Source organism: Mesorhizobium sp. P2_D1 (assembly GCF_056404455.1).
Genome location: NZ_JBFUDZ010000025.1, coordinates 1 through 17,524, shown reverse-complemented (window position 1 = coordinate 17,524; position 17,524 = coordinate 1). Strand labels below are relative to the sequence as shown.

Sequence of the window (17,524 nt, the reverse complement as noted above, 5' to 3'; positions counted from 1 at the left end):
GTCACCTACCATACTGCGCGTCGCTGACCTGCTCCATCCAGTCGACGGCCTTGCCGTCCAGCGCTTCCTGGATGGCGATGTGGGTCATGGCGGTGGTCGGTGCCGCGCCCATGCCAGTGCTTCTCGCCCGGCTCGAAGCGCACCACATCGCCCGGCCGGATGTCTTCGACCGGGCCGCTCTCGCACTGCACGCGGCCGCAGCCGGCGGTGACGATCAGCGTCTGGCCGAGCGGATGGGTGTGCCAGGCGGTGCGCGCGCCGGGCTCGAAGGTAACGGCGTTGCCGGCCGCACGCGCCGGCGCGATGGCTTGAAACAGCGGATCGATGCGCACCGTGCCGGTGAACCAGTCGCCCGGCCCCTTGCCCGAGGCTTGAGAGCCGCTTCGCTTGATTTCCATGGTTTATCCCTTCTCGACGCGGGGCAGGCACGGCCGCCGGCCTCGGAGCCGCCGCCTTTGGGCCGCCCGATTGCGATGATGCCTATTTAAGGCCTGCGATTGATCACGATTAGCTGCTATATCCGGCATGTACTTATGAGAAGGGCTCATGAATGCCGCGCGACAATCTGAACGAGCTGACCGCCTTCCTCGCCGTCGCGCGTGAGCGGAGCTTCACCCGAGCGGCAGCCAGGCTGGGCGTCTCGCAATCGGCGCTCAGCCACACATTGCGGGCGCTGGAGGAGCGGCTGGGCGTGCGGCTCCTGACCCGCACAACGCGCAGCGTATCGCCGACCGAGGCGGGCGAGCGCCTGGCTCGCAGCATCGGGCCGAGGCTCGACGAGATCGAGATGGAACTCGCCGCCTTGAGCGCATTGCGCGAAAAGCCCGCCGGCACCATCCGCATCACCGCCGGCGAGCACGCCGCCGATGCGGTCCTGTGGCCGGCGATCGCCAGGCTGCTGCCCGACTATCCCGATATCAGGATCGAGATCATCGTCGATTACGGCCTGACCGACATCGTCGCCGAGCGCTACGACGCCGGCGTGCGGCTGGGCGAACAGGTGGCGCGCGACATGATCGCGGTGCGCATCGGCCCCGACATGCGCATGGCGGTGGTCGGCGCGCCGGCCTACTTCGCCGCCCGGCCAAAGCCGCGCGCGCCGCAGGACCTGACCACGCACAATTGCATCAATCTGCGGCTACCGACCTATGGCGGGCTCTATGCCTGGGAATTCGAGAAGGCGGATCGCGAACTGAAGGTGCGGGTCGAGGGCCAGCTGGTGTTCAACACTGCCGCGCTGCGGTTGAATGCCGTGCTTGCCGGCTTGGGTCTTGCCTATTTGCCCGAGGACCAGGTGACGACCTATCTGGCCGACGGCCGGCTCGTGCGGGTGCTGGCCGACTGGTGCCCGCCCTTCCCCGGCTACCACCTCTATTACCCCAGCCGGCGACAAGCGACGCCGGCTTTCTCGCTGCTGGTCGATGCCTTGCGCTACCGCGGCTAGATGGAGTTGACGAAAGTATCTGGTGGAAGACGAGCGGCCGAGCAACGACCTCGGCATGTTCTAACTTATGTCACCCAAAGGTGCGCAGTGGTTTTGGGTGAAGCGCCCAATTCAGGAACCGGCCTCCTCGAAATATTTGGCCTTCAGCCATGTGTTCGACGGTCCGCTCCTGTAGCGGCTGTCGGTGCGCTTCGAGATGATGATCTCAAGCTTGTCGATCTTGTCGATGGCGCGGAAGATCGCGAGCGCATTGCCCTCGAAATGCTCGCTGTACTGGATCTTGCCGAGGCCGTGCTCGACCAGTTGCCACAGCGCCTGCTTGCGCTGCAGCAGGGGCAAGGACGTTAGATTGCGACCGTTGAGATGGAGGATGTCGAACGCGACGAACACCAGCCGGCTCGGTTCGTTCCAGATAGCCGCTTCCAGCGCAGGGCAATCGGGAGCCCCCTGCTCGCCCGGCACAATGACCTCGCCGTCGATAATGGCAGACCGGCATGGCAGCTCGGCGGCCAGCGCGATGGGCCAGTATTTCGTGGTCCAGTCTCGGCCGTTCTTACTGTAGAGACGCACGCCGCCTTTATCGATGATGATCTGCGTTCGGTACCCGTCAAGCTTGACCTCGTGAACCCATCCCTCACCTTCGGGCGGCCGCTCGACCAGAGTCGGGATCTGCGGCGGAATAAATTCCAGCCGGCCGCCGATGACCTTGGCACGCTTACTCAATGACGCCACCTTTGACCGAGCAGCGGCGGCTGATCGGCACAGGCAGCCCGACATCCTCCCAACCTGGACGCCTGCCGCCTGTGCCGAGCCCCCGCCGAGCATTGCCAGCATCTGCGCACGGGGCCGGATTGTCGTTAGCTTCGCATCCAAAAATTTATCCTGGCGTACATATCGCACTCGGTGCGGCGCTCTTGCATCATCACCGACCGGCCTGTCCTATCCAGGATTGCCGCCGGCCCACGCAGTCCTCTGGCAAATTTAGGGTGACCCTGGTTAGTCCATCAGAAGCACCAGGGCGGGATGCAGCTTCTTCAGATTCGGCAATGATTTCGATTGCCAGGGTATGTCGGGCGTTCCACGCACGACGAGCCGAACATCGGGATGCTTGCGCACCTCGATAGTAAATTTCGCCAGCAGGTTGATGCCGGAAGAGTTGAGAAAGTGAAGGTCCTTCAAGTTGAGCGTAATGGAAGGGGGATTTGCGGCAAGAACACTGGTCGCCAAAGCCGTGACAGGCGCACCGGCTTCGGAACTTGCAAGCCGCATGGCGCCGTCGAAGAAAATTTCGCTTCCTTCGATCCACACGCGGTAGTCGTCTGTCTTGATTTCCATGGCCTTGCTTCGTGACCTAGTTGTGAGTTTGCGAGATCGGAATGGAGGCATATGTTTCCAGGCAAATCCGATCGGTTTCGTCGACGGAGCTGAATATCCAGGCCAGGCGTGCGCCATAGTCGCTCATCAACGTCAGCAATCCGAGTCCGGAGCCTGTCACGTCGGGGTTGGCAGCATTCGCTTCAATTCGCTGTATCAGCAGGTCTCTGGGGTCCCCAACCGTGATGTCCGCCAGGAGGCTTTGGAACTCGGACGCGTCTTCACCATCGAGGTCATTCGACACCTTGAGCTTGAAGCACTCCGAATCCATCGACGCCTCGATCACGATTTCACCCGGTGCGCGAAACTTGACAGCATTTTCGATGAGCTCGTTGGCCAGGTATCCGATGCTGTGCCGCACTTCCCTGTAGTCATTGCGGGACGACTGAAAGCGCAATGCGAAAAGATCGGCGATGAAGTCCGAAGTCGTAGCGCAATGACGCCAACTCAAGTCGAGAGGTCCGTCGAACAGCCGCACCCGGCTGACGCTTTCCATCATTCCGATTGCAAGGTCAGGGGTACCGAACAGCGTGGTCATCCTATGTGTGCCTTATGATCACGAGGGTGATGTCGTCGTGGATCTTCTGGATTCCGATATGGGCCATCAGATCCTCGATGATCCCGGTTTTGATTTCCTCGGCGCTGCTGCCATGACGTTTTCGGGCGCTCTGGCAGAGGCGCTCGAACCCGAACAGTTTTCGGTCATGGTCTTCCGCCTCGGTCACACCGTCGGTGTGCAGCACGATCACATCGCCAATCCCAAACAGGATGTTCCGCGTGGCAATGAACTTCGAGATGTCTTTCTCCAGACCAACTGGCAGACCCAGATCTATCGTATCGATGCGTTCGACTTCGCCACCCGCACGGACAACGAGAACATCCTCATGCTGGCCCGATAGCGTTACCCGCTCATCCTCGAAATCAAGAAAGGCCAGCGAGAGATGCTTGTCGGTGTTCGTCCGCTCGATATTCTTATAGATCGCTCTGTTCAGCCGATCCAGAAACTGGTGTGGATCCGCTTCGTTGGTCTCCTGCAGCGCGCGTGCAACGGATTGGACCATCAGCATCAGCACGCCGCTCTCGAGACCATGACCGGTCACGTCGCCGATGCCGATCTTGACCCGTGATCCATTTTGCAGGACGTCGTAATAGTCACCCCCGACCTCGTCGGCCGGTCGCATGTAGGCCGCGATCTCCAGCCCTGGAATCGCTCGGAGTTCGAATGGTTTCGGCAGCACCATCATCTGGATATGCCTGGCGACTGCGAGCTCGGCACCGAGGCGGACGTTCTCGTCCCGCAACTTTTCGTTGAGTGCGGATATTTCCTGATTTGCGTCCCCGAGCTCCCTGGTTCGGTCGTCGACGAGCTGCTCGAGGTTTTCCGTGTGAAAGCTGATCTGCTCGGCCATCCGGTTGAAAGCGATCCCTGCCGCTCCGACCTCGTCGCGCGTCGGAATGCTCACGCGGACTGAATAGTCTTTGGATTGGAGCCGCTGGGCCGCGCTGGCAAGCGCTCTGAGGCCTGCGGTGATGCGCTTCGAAATTCCGAGCACGGCCGCGAAAACAATCAGAAGCGAAACGATGATCGCGCCGATCTGAAAGAGCAGGATACGATTGGTTGCCCGCGAAATACTCTGTTGCGCGGCGAACAGGGACGCATAGATCTCCCGTTCAGGAACGACGATCCCGACCGACATCGTTTCGGACTTGATCGGTCCCGAACTCCACAGATTGGTTGGCTTCAATCTCTTGAGGACAACGATGTAGGGTACGCGCTCGCCTTTATTGTCGAGCATGATATGTTGAATGACGCCGTCATTGTTCTGGTCGAGAGGCAGCGACGCGATTGCCGGCTGCACACTTCCCCGCAAGGACCTCTCCAGGCCAGTGACGCCTTGCGTGCCCGCATCGCTCGATGAAGTCAGGCCGATGATAGCCTGGCCCGACGGATTGATCGCCACCACGTTGCCGGTCGACATCGTGAGGAAGCCGAACCCGGTTTCAGCGATCTTCACACGTTCGACGACTTGCGCGAGCTGGTCGAGAGTGATGTCTGCCCCCGCCGTACCGGCGATACCGGTGCGATCGCGCGTCCACAGCGGGTGGAAAAAGCTGACGATCAGCTTTCCCGTGATTGCATCGGTGTAAGGCGCTGTCTGGGTAATGTCGTCAGGGACGGGACGAGAGGCCGGATTCCCGGCCCATTGCTGCCATGAACCATAGATACCCGGAAAGAAGAACTCCCAGAACTCCGCCTTGTTGTGGCCCGGATAAAGCTTGTCGAAGGTCTGTGCCTGGTCCGTATACGGAACCGTCCTGAAGATCGGCCTTTCCTTTGGGCCAATATAGTACATCTGCAATTTGGACGACCCGCTGGCCATGAGAGTCGGCGCGACGAGATCGATCACGGTACTGTCTTCTATTTCCTTCTGAACGCTCGGCAGCGGGGTGTGGTCGGCACCCAGTAGGTAGCCCCAGACGCTTACCACCGAAGGCGCGCCCGGCAGATTCTGCGACCAATCGCCCCGCGCGTCGTAGACGACCTTCACGGAGCCGGGCGCCTCATGCGAAAGCGTCGCTCCGACCTGTTGCTGCCTGCTCGGATCGTCGATCTGGGCCTGCAGCACGCCGGCCAACGCCTTGACGTCGCCATGAACGCGGTCGAGCAGCAGGTCGACGCTCAACGCCGTCGATTGGGCGTACGAACGAATGTATTCCTGGTTTGCGGTCGTCAGGCCCTCACCGACTTCCGACGTGGCATCGCGCGACAGCTTTTGGACGTTCCAAAGTGCCAGACCACCGCTCAGCAGGAGGTCGAACAAGACGGCGCCGCCAACGACCAATACGAATTTCGCTCGAAAGGAGCGCAGGCCGAAGCGCGGTGTGGGCTCATCGTGGGCGTTCATTGCGGCCGTCGCCCCGATGCGACCCAAATCGGCCAACCCGCGTAACCCTTGGGGTGGAGCGCAGCGAAAATGTGGTCCTGGAAGCCCTGTCGGAACCGTGCAACGAACTCCGGTCCGTCGCCGCGTCTGGTCGCCATCTCGCCCGCATAGACATCCGCCCAGGCTACAATGACATCGGCGAAGTCCTGCGGATCACCATCCAGGTTAGTGACCATGAAGGTCTCGACACGAATGTCTTCGAATCCGGCTTCGATCAGGTATCGCCGGCTCTTGGGCCCAAGCTCGACGTCCATCTCGAAATGCCCGAACAGCTTCGCCACCTCGTTGTAGGTCCAACGAATGCTCTCGGCGCGCGGCTCGCCGAGGCAATGCGAGTTCTTCTCGTTGGTGATATAGACCCGCCCGCCCGGCTTGCATATGCGGTAGAGCTCCTTGAGGATGAGTTCAGGTCGATTGAAGATTTGAAGGGAATGCCGGCAGGTGACCAAGTCAAACTGCGCTTCGTCAAGCAGCATCTCCGACGCATCGCCATAGGTATATTCCACGCCCCGGATATCGAACTCCCGCATCACGCGTCGAGCATAGCTGAGGCTTGACATGGAGTGGTCGAGGGCGACGATCCGCGATGGCTGGAACTCCTTCTGCACCAGCAAGGCGAAATCACCGATCCCGCAACAGATGTCGGCCATGACGATGCCGGGCCTCATGCCGTGTCGCGGCAAGATTGCGCGCTCGTGGCGCCAGGTCATCTTTGTCTGTGTGCGCAGGATCGGAACGAACCCGCCTTCCTCGAGGAAGCCCTGCCCCGGATAGAATTTACTGTCATACTCCTCGACCGTGATGTTCGGTTCGATCCCGCTCAAGCGACCGAATTTTCGCGAGGTCCATCCGACCACGCTTGACGTGATGACGACGAATTTGAGATCGGGTCGAGCCCGACAGGCGTCAAGGAGGATCTGCGAAAAGGCGTGAAACGCAGCGTTGTTCATCTGCGTCAGGCGTCTGACATTGACGTAGAGAACGCCGCGGACACGACTGATCGCATCGCGAAGCAACGCGATGCTGGGCCCAAGCTCATCGACCGCCTGAGGCCGGACCACGCCCGATATGGAGAACTCCTGATTGTTCGCGTCGTATTGCGCCCTGAAGCGTGGGGGAAGGTCGTAAGGGCTCAATTGTGCAGGCCTTCGAGCGGAAGATCCACGACAAGCCTGATTGCATCACCATCGGCTTCCTCGACCCTGAGTGTGGCGTTGTAGTCGACAGCCAGTTCCAGAAGTACGACCTCCCGGCTTGGCGCGATATCGCCAGACACCGAGTTGAGGTATCGCTCCCTCGCCTCGAATCCCGCGACTTGCGACATGGCTTCTTCGTAGAATTGGCGCTCCCCTGGCACGCATGGGAATGTCAGCTCGATCCTGTCCGTGGCGCCATGGCGAGACACCCTGCATGCCAACTCGCCGTCGGTATGGCGCGTGCGAAAGGCAATTTCCAGCAGCTCGTTGAAGGCCGAGGAAAAGAGATTTGAATGCCGGACCGAGTCTGATCTATTTTGACTGATCATCCGGGCCATGTATGTCGAGACATAATCGCAGTGTCTCCAAGCGGAGACAAAGGCTTTGATTTCCATGTCGATCTGGATCATGGGCTCAAAAGTCGGCTCGCCAGCCAGGTCATGTTGAACAGATCCCATCGGCATCCTCACTTATTCCATCAGTATTTGAGCCCTGGTGGGCTATGGCCTCCGAGGCGGAAATTTGAACGCCTCATAATCAGTCAGTCCCGCACTGCCTCGAAGAATTGCGTGGCGTCTGCGTCGATCGTTTCCACAACTGTCCACTTACAAAGGGTGCAAGGCGCTAGAGCGCCCGATTTGAATTCTCCATCTCCCGTACCACCTTCGGCGGGGACCGCCTGATGAAATCGCTGGTTGCCTCGGCTCCGAGCGGCCGCCCCAGGAGATTACCTTGCAGGCAATCGCAATTTTCCTTGATCAGCCAACGTGCCTGCGCCGACGTCTCGACCCCCTCGGCAGTGACACTTATTCCCAGGCCGTGCGCCAGGTTGATGATCGATCGCACGATCGTTTGGCTTTTGAGATCGGTCTCCAGGTCCGCAATGAAGTACTGATCTATCTTCAAGGTGTCGAAGGGAAAGTTCTTGAGGTAGCTCAACGACGAATAGTATGTGCCGAAATCGTCGAGCGAAATTCGTATCCCCAAGACGTTCAGGGTATTCAACGTGTCGATATTGTCGATCGTCTTCTCAAGAAGAACGGTCTCGGTTATCTCAAGTTCAAGTCGGTCGGCCCGGATTCCAACTGCGTCGATGATCTGGGCGACCGTGTCCGTCAGCGTACCGCTAAGGAACTGAGCTGGCGACAGGTTCACTGCGACTGTCAGCGAAGAAGGCCACTTCAAGGCCTGCCGACAGGCTTGCTCGAGCACCCATCGTCCAATCTCATCCATCAGACCGTCGGCTTCGGCGATCGGTATGAACACGCTGGGTGGAATGGTTCCGACGTCGGGATGCCGCCACCGCAGCAGCGCTTCGAAACCGATCGTCGACGAGGGAGGCCGAATGAGCGGCTGATACTCCAGATAAAGCTCGCCTCGCTCCAGCGCGGTTCGAAGGCTGYGCCTCAGGTTCTCGCGTTGCTCCAGCAAGAGCAGCATCGAACGGTTGAATGTTCGAGCGCAGCCGCGTCCATCTGTCTTGGCAGCGTAAAGAGCAATGTCAGCGGCTTTCATCAGCTGCTCGCCATCGGTCCCGTGCTCGGGCCCGAAAGCAATTCCGATACTCGAGCCGACGAAGACGGGAATGCCGTTGATGACGAACGGTTGCTTGAATGCGTCGACCAGCGACCCGGCGAGGCGCTCAGCCTCGGCTGGCTGCTCTTTTCCCAATTGGATGACAGCGAACTCGTCGCCGGCATACCGGTACGCGGACTCACCATCCTGCAGCGCGTCGCGGATACGACCCGCCGCGAGCTGAAGAAGCGTATCGCCTGCCCCATGGCCGAGCGTGTCGTTGACCGCTTTGAAATCGTCCAGGTCGATTTGCAGCAGGGCAGCTTTCGGCTTTGGTCCGCCGAGGGCCACCATTGCTTGCTGCAGCCGCTCGCCGAATCGCCGCCGATTCTGCAGTCCGGTCAGCGCGTCGTGCGTTGCCTGATGGAGCAGAATTACATGCTCTTGCTCCTCCGCAACGCTCCGCCCGCCATGGTCCCTTGATTCGATGATTCCGGCACCATTTGCAGTGCTGAAGACAAAGACCGACCGGGGCGCTCCGCCCGATGATCGCGGCAGGTCGAGGCTTGCCGGAGGGCCACCCTGGAACACACGAAGAAATTCGTCGCGATACTTCGCATCGAGAAAGCTCGGGTAGATCTCCCAGACGGCGGCGCCCAGCGCCACCGCGGCTCCGTACACGCCTTTGAGCCTTGTTGCGTAGTGCGTCAGCCGGAAGTCGCGGTCATAGAACGACAAAAGTTCGGTCGTGTTCGCCAAAAGGTCAAAGAGAACCCCTTCGCCGGCACGTGGAGCATCGACCGAGGAAGGCCCCTCGCTCTCCGTGCCGACGCCTGATGCCTCTGGGCGCAAGAGCCACCTCCATAAGCGATGCAGATTCGCGCCGCCCAGTCTAAAAATAGCATAAACGTCAAGCTTGGCAAACTTTCAACTCTCGGTCTTAACAAGCGCCGCAAGCAGCATAGTTGCCATAAATGCTCCGCTGTGATTGGCGGTAAATTGTCGATAACGATCAACAGTCACAGTTCGTTAACAGATCGTGAATTGACGGGAATCAGCTATGCGATTTGATAGCGCGAGGGGCGCCGCAAGAAGATATTGTGGTCGACGATATCGTGGTCCATGAGGCCGCGTAGCCTTCCCAGCCCCCGGCCAAGGCTCTTTTGAGCCCGCCCCGTCAGCAACGCCGATCACCTTATTCAGTTTCCGAGCGCCTTGAGCCAACCTTCAAAGGAAGAGGCCTTCTCGTGTCCAGCAAGCGAAACAGAGTGGGCGGAACGCGGCAACACCACGGTGCCGCGGCCTTCGCGGGGGCTGTAGCCGAATTCCTTGCTGAATGCCCGGCTGAAATTAGCCGCTGAACTAAACCCGAAGGCTTCGGCAATTTCGACAATGCGCCGCCTGTCCGTCGCATCGCTAAGCGCAACATGGGCCGCCAGAAGGCGGCGGCTTTGTATGTAATGGAGAACCCCACCGCTCGGTTCGAACAACTGATAGAGGCGCGAGCGCGAGACGCCGAGCGCCCGGCACATTGAATCCGGTGTCAGATGAGCCGCATCCAGATTGTTCTGGACGTATCGGCGGGCTCGCTCCATCAGCGCGACACTCGCCAATTGTTCGGCGGCCGCGGCATGTTCCGCCGGAGGCGCGAGGCAGGCAATGATCATGCTGCGTGTTGCGTGTACGATGCGGGGCAGGTCATCAACCGTGAGACTGCGCAGGCTTGCTTCGATGCTGTTGACGTAGTCGACCAGAAGGTTGGCAAAGTTGCCTGACAGAATTGAATTGTTCCTTGCGTCGAGGTTTGCCGCGGCGTCAGAGAACAAATCACGCGGAAGATACAGAAGGAGACTTTCGGAGTCTGTTGTCCTCCCGCGAAACGGGTAGCCAAGTGATCTGATCTCCAATTTGCCCGGCTGGCCTTCTGCAATGCGGCGATCGACCTCCGTCCACGACCGGCCGGTACGTGGCAAGGCGATATACCAGTGATCGATCGCGCTGGACCGAAGCTTCGCGGCAGAACGCATGTAACTATGCGCCGTCGCGTGCTGTTGAACGATCAGCATGCCACCGAGATTCCAAGCCGTGTGGTTGGCGGGAAAGCCATCGTCCAGCGATTTGTCATCCGGCAACCTGACCTCGACAAGCGGTGCCATGTGCGTTTGCCAAGCGGCGAATTGATCCTGCGGCGCCAGTTCGAGCGTTGAAAAGAACAGCGGTTCGAGCACCGGCGCGAGTGACGGGGCAGCCTCATTGTGGGGTTGAGCCTCGCGCGGCCAACGACGTCGATCACGCTCCGGCGKCTGCCCGGGGGGCTCGTCTKGCCTCTTAGTGTCCATCGTATGGTGCCATATCCGATTCCGGTATGCCCATGCCCCTSCCAATCATGTGGTGTATCTCAGGCTTCTAGCAAGACTGGCGGAACTCTAGTCCACTGAAACGGTGATCACGCTGGATTACAGTAAGAAATAAATGCCGAGATAAGTTTCTGGATGCGAAGCTAACGACACTCTTCAACCTGGTGCTTATAGAATCGGGCATCATGAAATCGTAGTTGAGGAGGCCGTCAAAATGAACACAAAGCTCGACAGCGAAGCTCGTCGCAAGATCATTCTTGATGGATACGGTAACAACGAACCGTTGAAGGATATTGCGGCAAAAATAGGGTGTTCACTGGCCAGCTTGAAAGTCACCGCCAGCAAGATCGGTTGCACTCGAACTCCGAAAGAGGCGGCTGACTTTCGACGTGGGTTTCATATCCCGGAGGACAAACGGCGGGACTACCATCAACTCATGACTGTTGGACAGTATAAAGCCCGCGAGTGTGCGCTGATTTTGGGACTCTTAACGCAGCAAACATCCAGCGGCGAGTAAACTGTTTCCAATACACTATCGACGATAGTGCCACTCGAACAGTCCATCGCCTCGGCGGTTCATCAGCAAAAGACCCTCCGCAAGCACGGGCGGCGGGCTCTGAAAGGTTCGCGCAGATGCTGCGCCGGCGCTCCAATCGCACCTGCCTGAGCCATCACGAACTGGCGATTTGCGAACGTGTGTTCAACCAGGTATGCGCGGATGAGGATCTCGATCCTCTGGATCCGAAAGCGGAAATCTTGGCGATGATGGTTGTCGCCCTTTTTCGAAAGGCTCACATCAGCGAGCGCGAACTGCTGGAGGCGGTCAGGTCTCGTCGCCAAAAGGCAGCGCGAAAAGGGCACTAGTGCATACCGTCCAAGTGCGCAGCGGTGTTGGTGCGTCGACATGGATAGGGCAACAACCCAGGGTGCGTCGCATGATTCCGTTCAGTCGCGACGCGCTTTAGCCAAGGCACCGGAGTTGATAGAAGTTGGCATGGCATAAACCATCGGAGCAATCGCCGTGACCGACACCAAGCTTGCCGACACCTATCGCGGCTATATCGCTTGCCTCAACAATCAGGACTGGAGCACGTTGCACCGGTTCGTCCATGACGAGGTGCACTACAATGGCGACCGGGTCGGGCTGTCCGGCTATCGCAAGATGCTGGAGCGGGATTTTTCCGAGATCCCTGACCTCTATTTCGATATCCAACTGCTGATCTCCGATACGCCTTTCATAGCCAGCCGGCTTCAATTCAACTGCACGCCCAAGGGAAATTTCCTTGGCCTGCCCGTCAACGGCAGGAAGGTCTCCTTCAGCGAGAACGTCTTCTATGAATTTCTCGACGGCAGGATCAGGCACGTCTGGTCGGTCATAGACAAGGCGGCCATCGAAGCGCAGCTCTAGCGGAAGAGGACGGCAGCGGCTTGCGCGATGAGACCAGCAATCGTTCGCTAAAATCGATCGTTCTAACGAAAATAATTCGTTGGAAGGATCGGTTCAGGAATGGCATTCCTCCGGCATTCACGCCTGGAGCATTGCATTGTCTTCCCTTACCCACATCGCGAACGATATTCCGAATGGCCTGATTTCCGCCGAATTCGCCCAAGGACGAAAGTCCCTCAATTCGGTGTGGAACGGCGTTGTGCCCGGCATCGTGCTGATCGCGATGATCACAGGCGTCGCCTTCTCGGCCCGCAATGTGTCCGGCTTCGCTCTGTTCAGCCCGATGATCCTCGCTGTCGTCGCCGGCATGATCTATTCCAACGTRCTCGGCACCCCCGCCCACGCCAAGGCCGGCATCGCGTTTTCGCAGCGCCGGCTGCTGCGCTTCGCCATCGTGCTGCTCGGCTTCCAGCTGACGCTTGGCCAGGTGGTGTCGATCGGCGCCGGCGGCGTCGGCATCGTGGCGCTGACGCTTGGCTCCACCTTCCTCTTCACCATCACGGTTGGCCGGCTGATCGGCGTCGACGCCAAGCTGGCGCAGCTGATCGCCGCCGGCACCTCGATCTGCGGCGCCTCGGCCATCGTCGCCACCAACATCGTCACCGATGCGCGCGATGAGGACGTCACCTACGCCGTCGCCTCGATCACGCTGTTCGGTACCGTCGCCATGCTCGGCTTCCCGCTGCTGGCGCCCGTACTCGGCCTCGACCAGCACGCTTTCGGCCTGTGGGCCGGCGCCTCGATCCATGAGGTGGCGCAAGTCATCGGCGCCGGCTTCCAGAACGGCACCCAGTCCGGCGAGATCGCCACCGTCGCCAAGCTGACCCGCGTCGCCATGCTGGCGCCGATGGTCATCGCGCTCGGCCTGATGGCGCGCCGCAAGAGCAGCAATCAGTCGGCGGCACGACCGCCGATGCCCTGGTTTGTCGCCGCCTTCGTCGCCGTCGTGGCGTTGAACAGCCTCGTCAGCGTGCCGACCGACGTGAAGTCGGCGATGGCGCTCGCCACCACCATCATGCTGACCATGGGGCTGGCCGCCATGGGCCTGCAGGCCGACATTTCGCAGCTGCGCTCGCGCGGCCTGCGCCCGCTGGCGCTGGCCTTCTCGGCCTTCCTGTTCATCGGCTGCTTCAGCCTGATGCTGGTGAAGCTCGTCTGAGGCGCTCTAGGGCGTTCGAACCTTCAGTCCTCGAACGAGCTCGCGGCGGCATAAATCGCCGCCAGCGTCTCGATGCCGGCCTGGTCGGCCTTGTCGAAGCGGCCGGGCAACGGGCTGTCGAGATCGAGCACGCCGAAGACGCCGTCATCGTCCTCGAGCAGCACGACCAGCTCCGAACGCGAGGCGGCATCGCAGGCGATATGGCCGGGAAAATCATGCACGTCCTCGATCAGCATCGAGGTGCTCAGTTCCACCGCTGTTCCGCAGACACCCTTGCCGACCGCGATGCGCACGCAGGCCGGCTTGCCCTGGAACGGCCCAAGCACCATCTCCTCGTCGGATTGCAGGAAATAGAAGCCGGCCCAGTTGAGGTCGGGCACCATCTGGAAAATCAGCGCCGCGGTGTTGGCGGCGTTGGCGATCGAATCGCGTTCGCCCTCGAGCAGCGCCTTCAGTTGCGCGGCGAGGTCGCGGTAGAACGCAGCCTTGTCCGAGGTGTCGATGGCCTTGGCCGCAAACATCGCTTGTCTCCGTATCGAGGATCGCGGTTCGTTTCGGCAAGCTCTCTGCACCAAACGACCACTGGGCGATACTAGAGGAATTCCAGGAAAAGTGTGAAACGGTTTTCCCGGGGAAAAGCGCGTGCGCTTTCCCTTAGGGAATTGCATCAAAACAAAGAGTTAGAATTCCAGTCGCTGCGAAAGTCGCGAGAAGGATGCCCGGTCCGATACTCGGCAGCACGGCACGTCCATCGAACCGTGCTGCCTTGATCAAGAAGGCAAGTCCATCAGCCGGCGGGCTTGTACGCGCCAGCAGCCTTGTTGGCAGCCGCGAGCACTGCCTTCATATCGAGTTCTTCCAGTACAACCATATCTGTCAGCGAGCCGCTCGCTCGCACCGCAAGGGATATGCCCATCCCTGCGACCTGGTCCGGCACCTCGCCATTGACGACGACGTCATAAATGCCGCGCGTGAACATCACGCTGGTCATCTTGCCGCCAACGCTTTCAAAAAGCGCCTTGACCGCAGCTTGCCTGTCTGACCCCTGCATCAATCCTTTGGCGGCGTGAGGCGCATAGCTTGCCAATATGGTCACTTTCATGACTATTCCTCCCAATGTCATTGTCTCGTGGCTGCTCGACGAATTCGAGCCGGCACGGAGTGATTTTTTCGGTAGCAACTGCAGGCGCCCTTGGACGCCTTGACGGCCAAGGGCCCACTGCCCGTCAAATATGCGCTGAAGCTAATATAATGACAATACCGGACATCCCGACACCGCCTACAGGAACTTGCTGGACGTGTTCGGCCGGCGCGATGGGCCCGCGCCGCTGACGCGCTATGTGATACTGGCGTTGCGCGCAAGCAGCGACGGCGCCGCAGTGCTCACATCGGGCGTTTGGGCTCGCTCTTTGAAGGCGCTGCCGTGTCGGAATCGGATTTCTTGTGCTTGTCGGCGGCAATCCTGCGGATGCGGTCGAAGCGGCTTTCCTCGGTGATTTCGGTCGTAACGACCGTCTCTGGCTTCTGCACGAACGTGATCATGGATCCGTCTCCTGGGCTAGAGGCCTGCGCGCCGGGGGAGAATGCCCCCGGCGGTAATATCCGGCTCCTAGAACCGGCGTAGATTCATGTCAGGCCGGGTCGAAAACGGCGGTTTCCGAGCAGGCCGGCATCACCTGAAACTTTAGTAGCCGCCCATGCCGCCGCCATTGCCTGCAGGTGCGGCATCCTTGGCCGGGATGTCGGTGATCATGGCTTCAGCGGTGATCAGCAGTGCCGCGATCGAGCCGGCATCCTGCAGTGCGGTGCGCACCACTTTCGCCGGATCGACGATACCTGCCTTGATCATGTCGACATAGACCTCGTTCTGGGCGTCGAAGCCCTGATTGTGGTCCTTGCTGTCCGTGAGTTTGCCGACCACGATCGAGCCTTCGACGCCGGAATTCTCGGCGATCTGCCGGATTGGCGCTTCAAGAGCCCGCAGCACGATCGAGATGCCCGCCGTGACGTCGTCATTGGCGCCAGCGAGACCCGCAAGCGCCGACCTTGCGCGCAGCAGAGCCACGCCGCCGCCGGGCACGATGCCTTCTTCAACCGCCGCGCGCGTCGCATTCAGCGCGTCGTCGATGCGGTCCTTCTTTTCCTTGACTTCCGACTCGGTGACGCCACCGACGCGGATGACGGCAACGCCGCCGGAGAGCTTGGCCAGCCGCTCCTGCAGCTTTTCCTTGTCGTAGTCGGACGTCGTCTCCTCGATCTGGCCCTTGATCTGGGCGACGCGCGCCTGGATGGTCGCCTTGGTGCCGGCGCCGTCGATGATCGTGGTGGTGTCTTTGTCGATCAGCACGCGCTTGGCGCGGCCGAGCATCTCGATGGTGACGTTTTCGAGCTTGATGCCGAGATCCTCGGAAATCATCTGGCCCGATGTGAGCACGGCGATGTCTTCCAGCATCGCCTTGCGGCGGTCACCGAAGCCCGGCGCCTTGACGGCCGCGACCTTGAGGCCCCCGCGCAGCTTGTTGACGACCAGAGTGGCGAGCGCCTCGCCTTCGACGTCCTCGGAGATGATCAGCAGCGGCCTGCCGCTTTGCACCACGGCTTCGAGGATCGGCAGCATCGCCTGCAGATTGCCGAGCTTCTTTTCGTGGATGAGGACATAGGGCTCTTCCAGCTCGACGCGCATCTTGTCGGCATTGGTGACGAAATAGGGCGAGAGATAGCCGCGATCGAACTGCATGCCCTCGACGACGTCGAGTTCGGTGTCGGCGGTCTTGGCTTCCTCGACGGTGATGACGCCGTCATTGCCGACCTTGTCCATCGCCTTGGCGATCATCTCGCCGACGCTGGCATCGCCATTGGCGGCGATGGTGCCGACCTGCGCGATCTCGGCCGACGACTTGACCTTCTTGGCCCGCGCCTTGATTTCCCCAACCACGGCGGTGACCGCCTGGTCGATGCCGCGCTTGAGGTCCATCGGGTTCATGCCGGCAGCAACCAGCTTGGCGCCTTCGCGCAGGATCGAGGCGGCCAGCACCGTGGCGGTGGTGGTGCCGTCACCGGCGAGGTCGTTGGTCTTCGAAGCCACTTCGCGCACCATCTGCGCGCCCATGTTCTCGAACTTGTCGGCAAGCTCGATTTCCTTGGCGACGGTGACGCCGTCCTTGGTGATGCGCGGCGCGCCATAGGCCTTGTCGATGATGACGTTGCGGCCCTTGGGGCCGAGCGTGACCTTCACCGCATTGGTGAGGATCTCGACGCCGCGCAGCATGCGGTCGCGTGCATCGGTGGAGAATTTGATTTCCTTGGCAGACATTTTTTTAATCCCGTTCGTGTGGTGGAGTGAACCGCTCGCCGGAGCCTGGCAAAAGCCGGCTCCTCATTGGTCAGGCGGCCTTCTTGGCCTCGACGGCCTTCTCGATGACGCCCATGATGTCGGCTTCCTTCATGATCAGCAGGTCCTCGCCGTCGATCTTGACCTCGGTGCCCGACCATTTGCCGAACAGGATGAAGTCCCCGGCCTTGACGTCGAGTGCGATCAGCGCGCCGCTTTCGTCGCGTGCACCCGGGCCGACGGCGATGACTTCGCCTTCTTGTGGCTTTTCCTTGGCATTGTCGGGGATGATGATGCCGCCCTTGGATTTGGTATCGCCTTCAGCGCGACGAATGACGACGCGGTCGTGGAGTGGCCGAAATTTCATGGGAACTTCTTTCTGGGGCCGGCACAGGCGGCCACGCCCGTCCTATATAGACGCGTTGGCACTCGATAGATAGGAGTGCCAAAAATTATTCGCCGCCGGAATTAAATATTCAAAAGTATTATTTTGGTTAGCCGTTTCGTGATATCGCCGATTGGTCAAATAATTCAAAAAATTGAATTTTGCCGATTGAGTGCCTATTTATCGGACAAGTTCGTTTTCACGATTTCAGGCACAAGGGAGATTTCTTCGATGGCCGAAGGCAATCAGACGATCATGGAAAAAGCTGAAGCCCGCTTTGTCGACAAGCAGAAGAAAACGGCGGAGCGCAACAAGGCAACCGCTGAATACATGTCCGAGGCACGGGCCAGGGAGATCAAGACCGCGACCGC

At 60.0% G+C, this 17,524-nt stretch carries 18 protein-coding genes and 1 pseudogene; 5 read left to right on the top strand and 14 right to left on the bottom strand.

What is annotated here, in order from left to right; all coding sequences use genetic code 11:
- Position 1: 1 nt before the first annotated feature.
- A pseudogene (locus tag AC1D0I_RS18705) lies at positions 2 to 398 on the bottom strand ((R)-mandelonitrile lyase).
- A 152-nt stretch (positions 399 to 550) separates the two neighbouring features.
- Between AC1D0I_RS18705 and AC1D0I_RS18700 the strand changes: the two are divergent.
- On the top strand, positions 551 to 1,444 hold the full coding sequence (locus AC1D0I_RS18700) for a LysR family transcriptional regulator (RefSeq protein WP_477396906.1): 894 nt from the start codon (positions 551 to 553) through the stop codon (positions 1,442 to 1,444).
- A gap of 111 nt (positions 1,445 to 1,555) precedes the next feature.
- Here the strand turns inward: AC1D0I_RS18700 and AC1D0I_RS18695 are convergent, their stop codons facing one another.
- The 8 genes from AC1D0I_RS18695 to AC1D0I_RS18660 all read right to left on the bottom strand — a co-directional run bounded on the left by AC1D0I_RS18695 (position 1,556) and on the right by AC1D0I_RS18660 (position 10,813).
- Positions 1,556 to 2,317, bottom strand: a complete 762-nt coding sequence (locus tag AC1D0I_RS18695) for an ATP-dependent DNA ligase (protein WP_477396904.1) — start codon at positions 2,315 to 2,317, stop codon at positions 1,556 to 1,558.
- Between the two features lie 123 nt (positions 2,318 to 2,440).
- Entirely contained in the window at positions 2,441 to 2,779 is a 339-nt protein-coding gene (locus AC1D0I_RS18690; protein ID WP_184875499.1) for a slr1659 superfamily regulator, read from the bottom strand.
- A gap of 16 nt (positions 2,780 to 2,795) precedes the next feature.
- Positions 2,796 to 3,356, bottom strand: coding sequence for a slr1658 superfamily regulator (locus tag AC1D0I_RS18685; protein WP_206073834.1), 561 nt, complete (start codon positions 3,354 to 3,356; stop codon positions 2,796 to 2,798).
- A gap of 1 nt (position 3,357) precedes the next feature.
- A complete protein-coding gene (locus AC1D0I_RS18680) occupies positions 3,358 to 5,724 on the bottom strand; it encodes a SpoIIE family protein phosphatase (RefSeq protein WP_477226673.1) in 2,367 nt (788 codons plus the stop codon).
- Positions 5,721 to 6,899 carry a methyltransferase domain-containing protein gene (locus AC1D0I_RS18675; protein ID WP_477396902.1) on the bottom strand — a complete coding sequence of 393 codons (1,179 nt, stop codon included), beginning with the start codon at positions 6,897 to 6,899 and terminating at the stop codon, positions 5,721 to 5,723. Before AC1D0I_RS18675 ends, AC1D0I_RS18680 begins: the two co-directional genes overlap by 4 nt.
- Positions 6,896 to 7,369: a ubiquinone biosynthesis methyltransferase UbiE gene (locus AC1D0I_RS18670; RefSeq protein WP_457155392.1), complete on the bottom strand. Its 474-nt coding sequence runs from the start codon at positions 7,367 to 7,369 to the stop codon at positions 6,896 to 6,898. Before AC1D0I_RS18670 ends, AC1D0I_RS18675 begins: the two co-directional genes overlap by 4 nt.
- 214 nt (positions 7,370 to 7,583) lie before the next feature.
- Entirely contained in the window at positions 7,584 to 9,233 is a 1,650-nt protein-coding gene (locus AC1D0I_RS18665) for a putative bifunctional diguanylate cyclase/phosphodiesterase (protein ID WP_477396998.1), read from the bottom strand.
- A 440-nt stretch (positions 9,234 to 9,673) separates the two neighbouring features.
- Complete coding sequence (locus AC1D0I_RS18660) at positions 9,674 to 10,813, bottom strand: helix-turn-helix domain-containing protein (RefSeq protein ID WP_477396900.1); 1,140 nt, start codon at positions 10,811 to 10,813, stop codon at positions 9,674 to 9,676.
- Positions 10,814 to 11,045: 232 nt separating this feature from the next.
- On the opposite strand from AC1D0I_RS18660, the gene AC1D0I_RS18655 reads away from it, so the two are divergent.
- The 4 genes from AC1D0I_RS18655 (at position 11,046) to AC1D0I_RS18640 (ending at position 13,437) form a co-directional block, all read left to right on the top strand.
- Positions 11,046 to 11,348: a hypothetical protein gene (locus tag AC1D0I_RS18655; RefSeq protein WP_457155460.1), complete on the top strand. Its 303-nt coding sequence runs from the start codon at positions 11,046 to 11,048 to the stop codon at positions 11,346 to 11,348.
- A gap of 116 nt (positions 11,349 to 11,464) precedes the next feature.
- On the top strand, positions 11,465 to 11,695 hold the full coding sequence (locus tag AC1D0I_RS18650) for a hypothetical protein (RefSeq protein ID WP_477396898.1): 231 nt from the start codon (positions 11,465 to 11,467) through the stop codon (positions 11,693 to 11,695).
- Positions 11,696 to 11,852: 157 nt separating this feature from the next.
- Positions 11,853 to 12,239: an ester cyclase gene (locus AC1D0I_RS18645; RefSeq protein ID WP_477396896.1), complete on the top strand. Its 387-nt coding sequence runs from the start codon at positions 11,853 to 11,855 to the stop codon at positions 12,237 to 12,239.
- A 136-nt stretch (positions 12,240 to 12,375) separates the two neighbouring features.
- Positions 12,376 to 13,437, top strand: a complete 1,062-nt coding sequence (locus tag AC1D0I_RS18640; protein WP_477396894.1) for a YeiH family protein — start codon at positions 12,376 to 12,378, stop codon at positions 13,435 to 13,437.
- A 23-nt stretch (positions 13,438 to 13,460) separates the two neighbouring features.
- Here the strand turns inward: AC1D0I_RS18640 and AC1D0I_RS18635 are convergent, their stop codons facing one another.
- The 5 genes from AC1D0I_RS18635 to AC1D0I_RS18615 form a co-directional block, all read right to left on the bottom strand.
- On the bottom strand, positions 13,461 to 13,958 hold the full coding sequence (locus tag AC1D0I_RS18635) for a GAF domain-containing protein (protein WP_477396893.1): 498 nt from the start codon (positions 13,956 to 13,958) through the stop codon (positions 13,461 to 13,463).
- 266 nt (positions 13,959 to 14,224) lie between these two features.
- Entirely contained in the window at positions 14,225 to 14,539 is a 315-nt protein-coding gene (locus AC1D0I_RS18630; protein ID WP_095091143.1) for a GYD domain-containing protein, read from the bottom strand.
- Positions 14,540 to 14,820: 281 nt separating this feature from the next.
- Positions 14,821 to 14,979: a hypothetical protein gene (locus tag AC1D0I_RS18625; RefSeq protein WP_167458376.1), complete on the bottom strand. Its 159-nt coding sequence runs from the start codon at positions 14,977 to 14,979 to the stop codon at positions 14,821 to 14,823.
- A 142-nt stretch (positions 14,980 to 15,121) separates the two neighbouring features.
- Entirely contained in the window at positions 15,122 to 16,750 is a 1,629-nt protein-coding gene (groL, locus tag AC1D0I_RS18620; protein ID WP_477226664.1) for a chaperonin GroEL, read from the bottom strand.
- Positions 16,751 to 16,820: 70 nt separating this feature from the next.
- A complete protein-coding gene (locus tag AC1D0I_RS18615; RefSeq protein ID WP_379020208.1) occupies positions 16,821 to 17,135 on the bottom strand; it encodes a co-chaperone GroES in 315 nt (104 codons plus the stop codon).
- Positions 17,136 to 17,524 lie beyond the last annotated feature (389 nt).

Coding starts and splice junctions, on each gene's coding strand:
- AC1D0I_RS18700 (WP_477396906.1), top strand. CDS start 551: ATGCCGCGCGACAATCTGAACGAGCTGACCGCCTTCCTCGCCGTCGCG.
- AC1D0I_RS18690 (WP_184875499.1), bottom strand. CDS start 2,779: ATGGAAATCAAGACAGACGACTACCGCGTGTGGATCGAAGGAAGCGAA.
- AC1D0I_RS18685 (WP_206073834.1), bottom strand. CDS start 3,356: ATGACCACGCTGTTCGGTACCCCTGACCTTGCAATCGGAATGATGGAA.
- AC1D0I_RS18680 (WP_477226673.1), bottom strand. CDS start 5,724: ATGAACGCCCACGATGAGCCCACACCGCGCTTCGGCCTGCGCTCCTTT.
- AC1D0I_RS18670 (WP_457155392.1), bottom strand. CDS start 7,369: ATGATCCAGATCGACATGGAAATCAAAGCCTTTGTCTCCGCTTGGAGA.
- AC1D0I_RS18655 (WP_457155460.1), top strand. CDS start 11,046: ATGAACACAAAGCTCGACAGCGAAGCTCGTCGCAAGATCATTCTTGAT.
- AC1D0I_RS18650 (WP_477396898.1), top strand. CDS start 11,465: ATGCTGCGCCGGCGCTCCAATCGCACCTGCCTGAGCCATCACGAACTG.
- AC1D0I_RS18635 (WP_477396893.1), bottom strand. CDS start 13,958: ATGTTTGCGGCCAAGGCCATCGACACCTCGGACAAGGCTGCGTTCTAC.
- AC1D0I_RS18630 (WP_095091143.1), bottom strand. CDS start 14,539: ATGAAAGTGACCATATTGGCAAGCTATGCGCCTCACGCCGCCAAAGGA.
- AC1D0I_RS18625 (WP_167458376.1), bottom strand. CDS start 14,979: ATGATCACGTTCGTGCAGAAGCCAGAGACGGTCGTTACGACCGAAATC.
- groL (WP_477226664.1), bottom strand. CDS start 16,750: ATGTCTGCCAAGGAAATCAAATTCTCCACCGATGCACGCGACCGCATG.
- AC1D0I_RS18615 (WP_379020208.1), bottom strand. CDS start 17,135: ATGAAATTTCGGCCACTCCACGACCGCGTCGTCATTCGTCGCGCTGAA.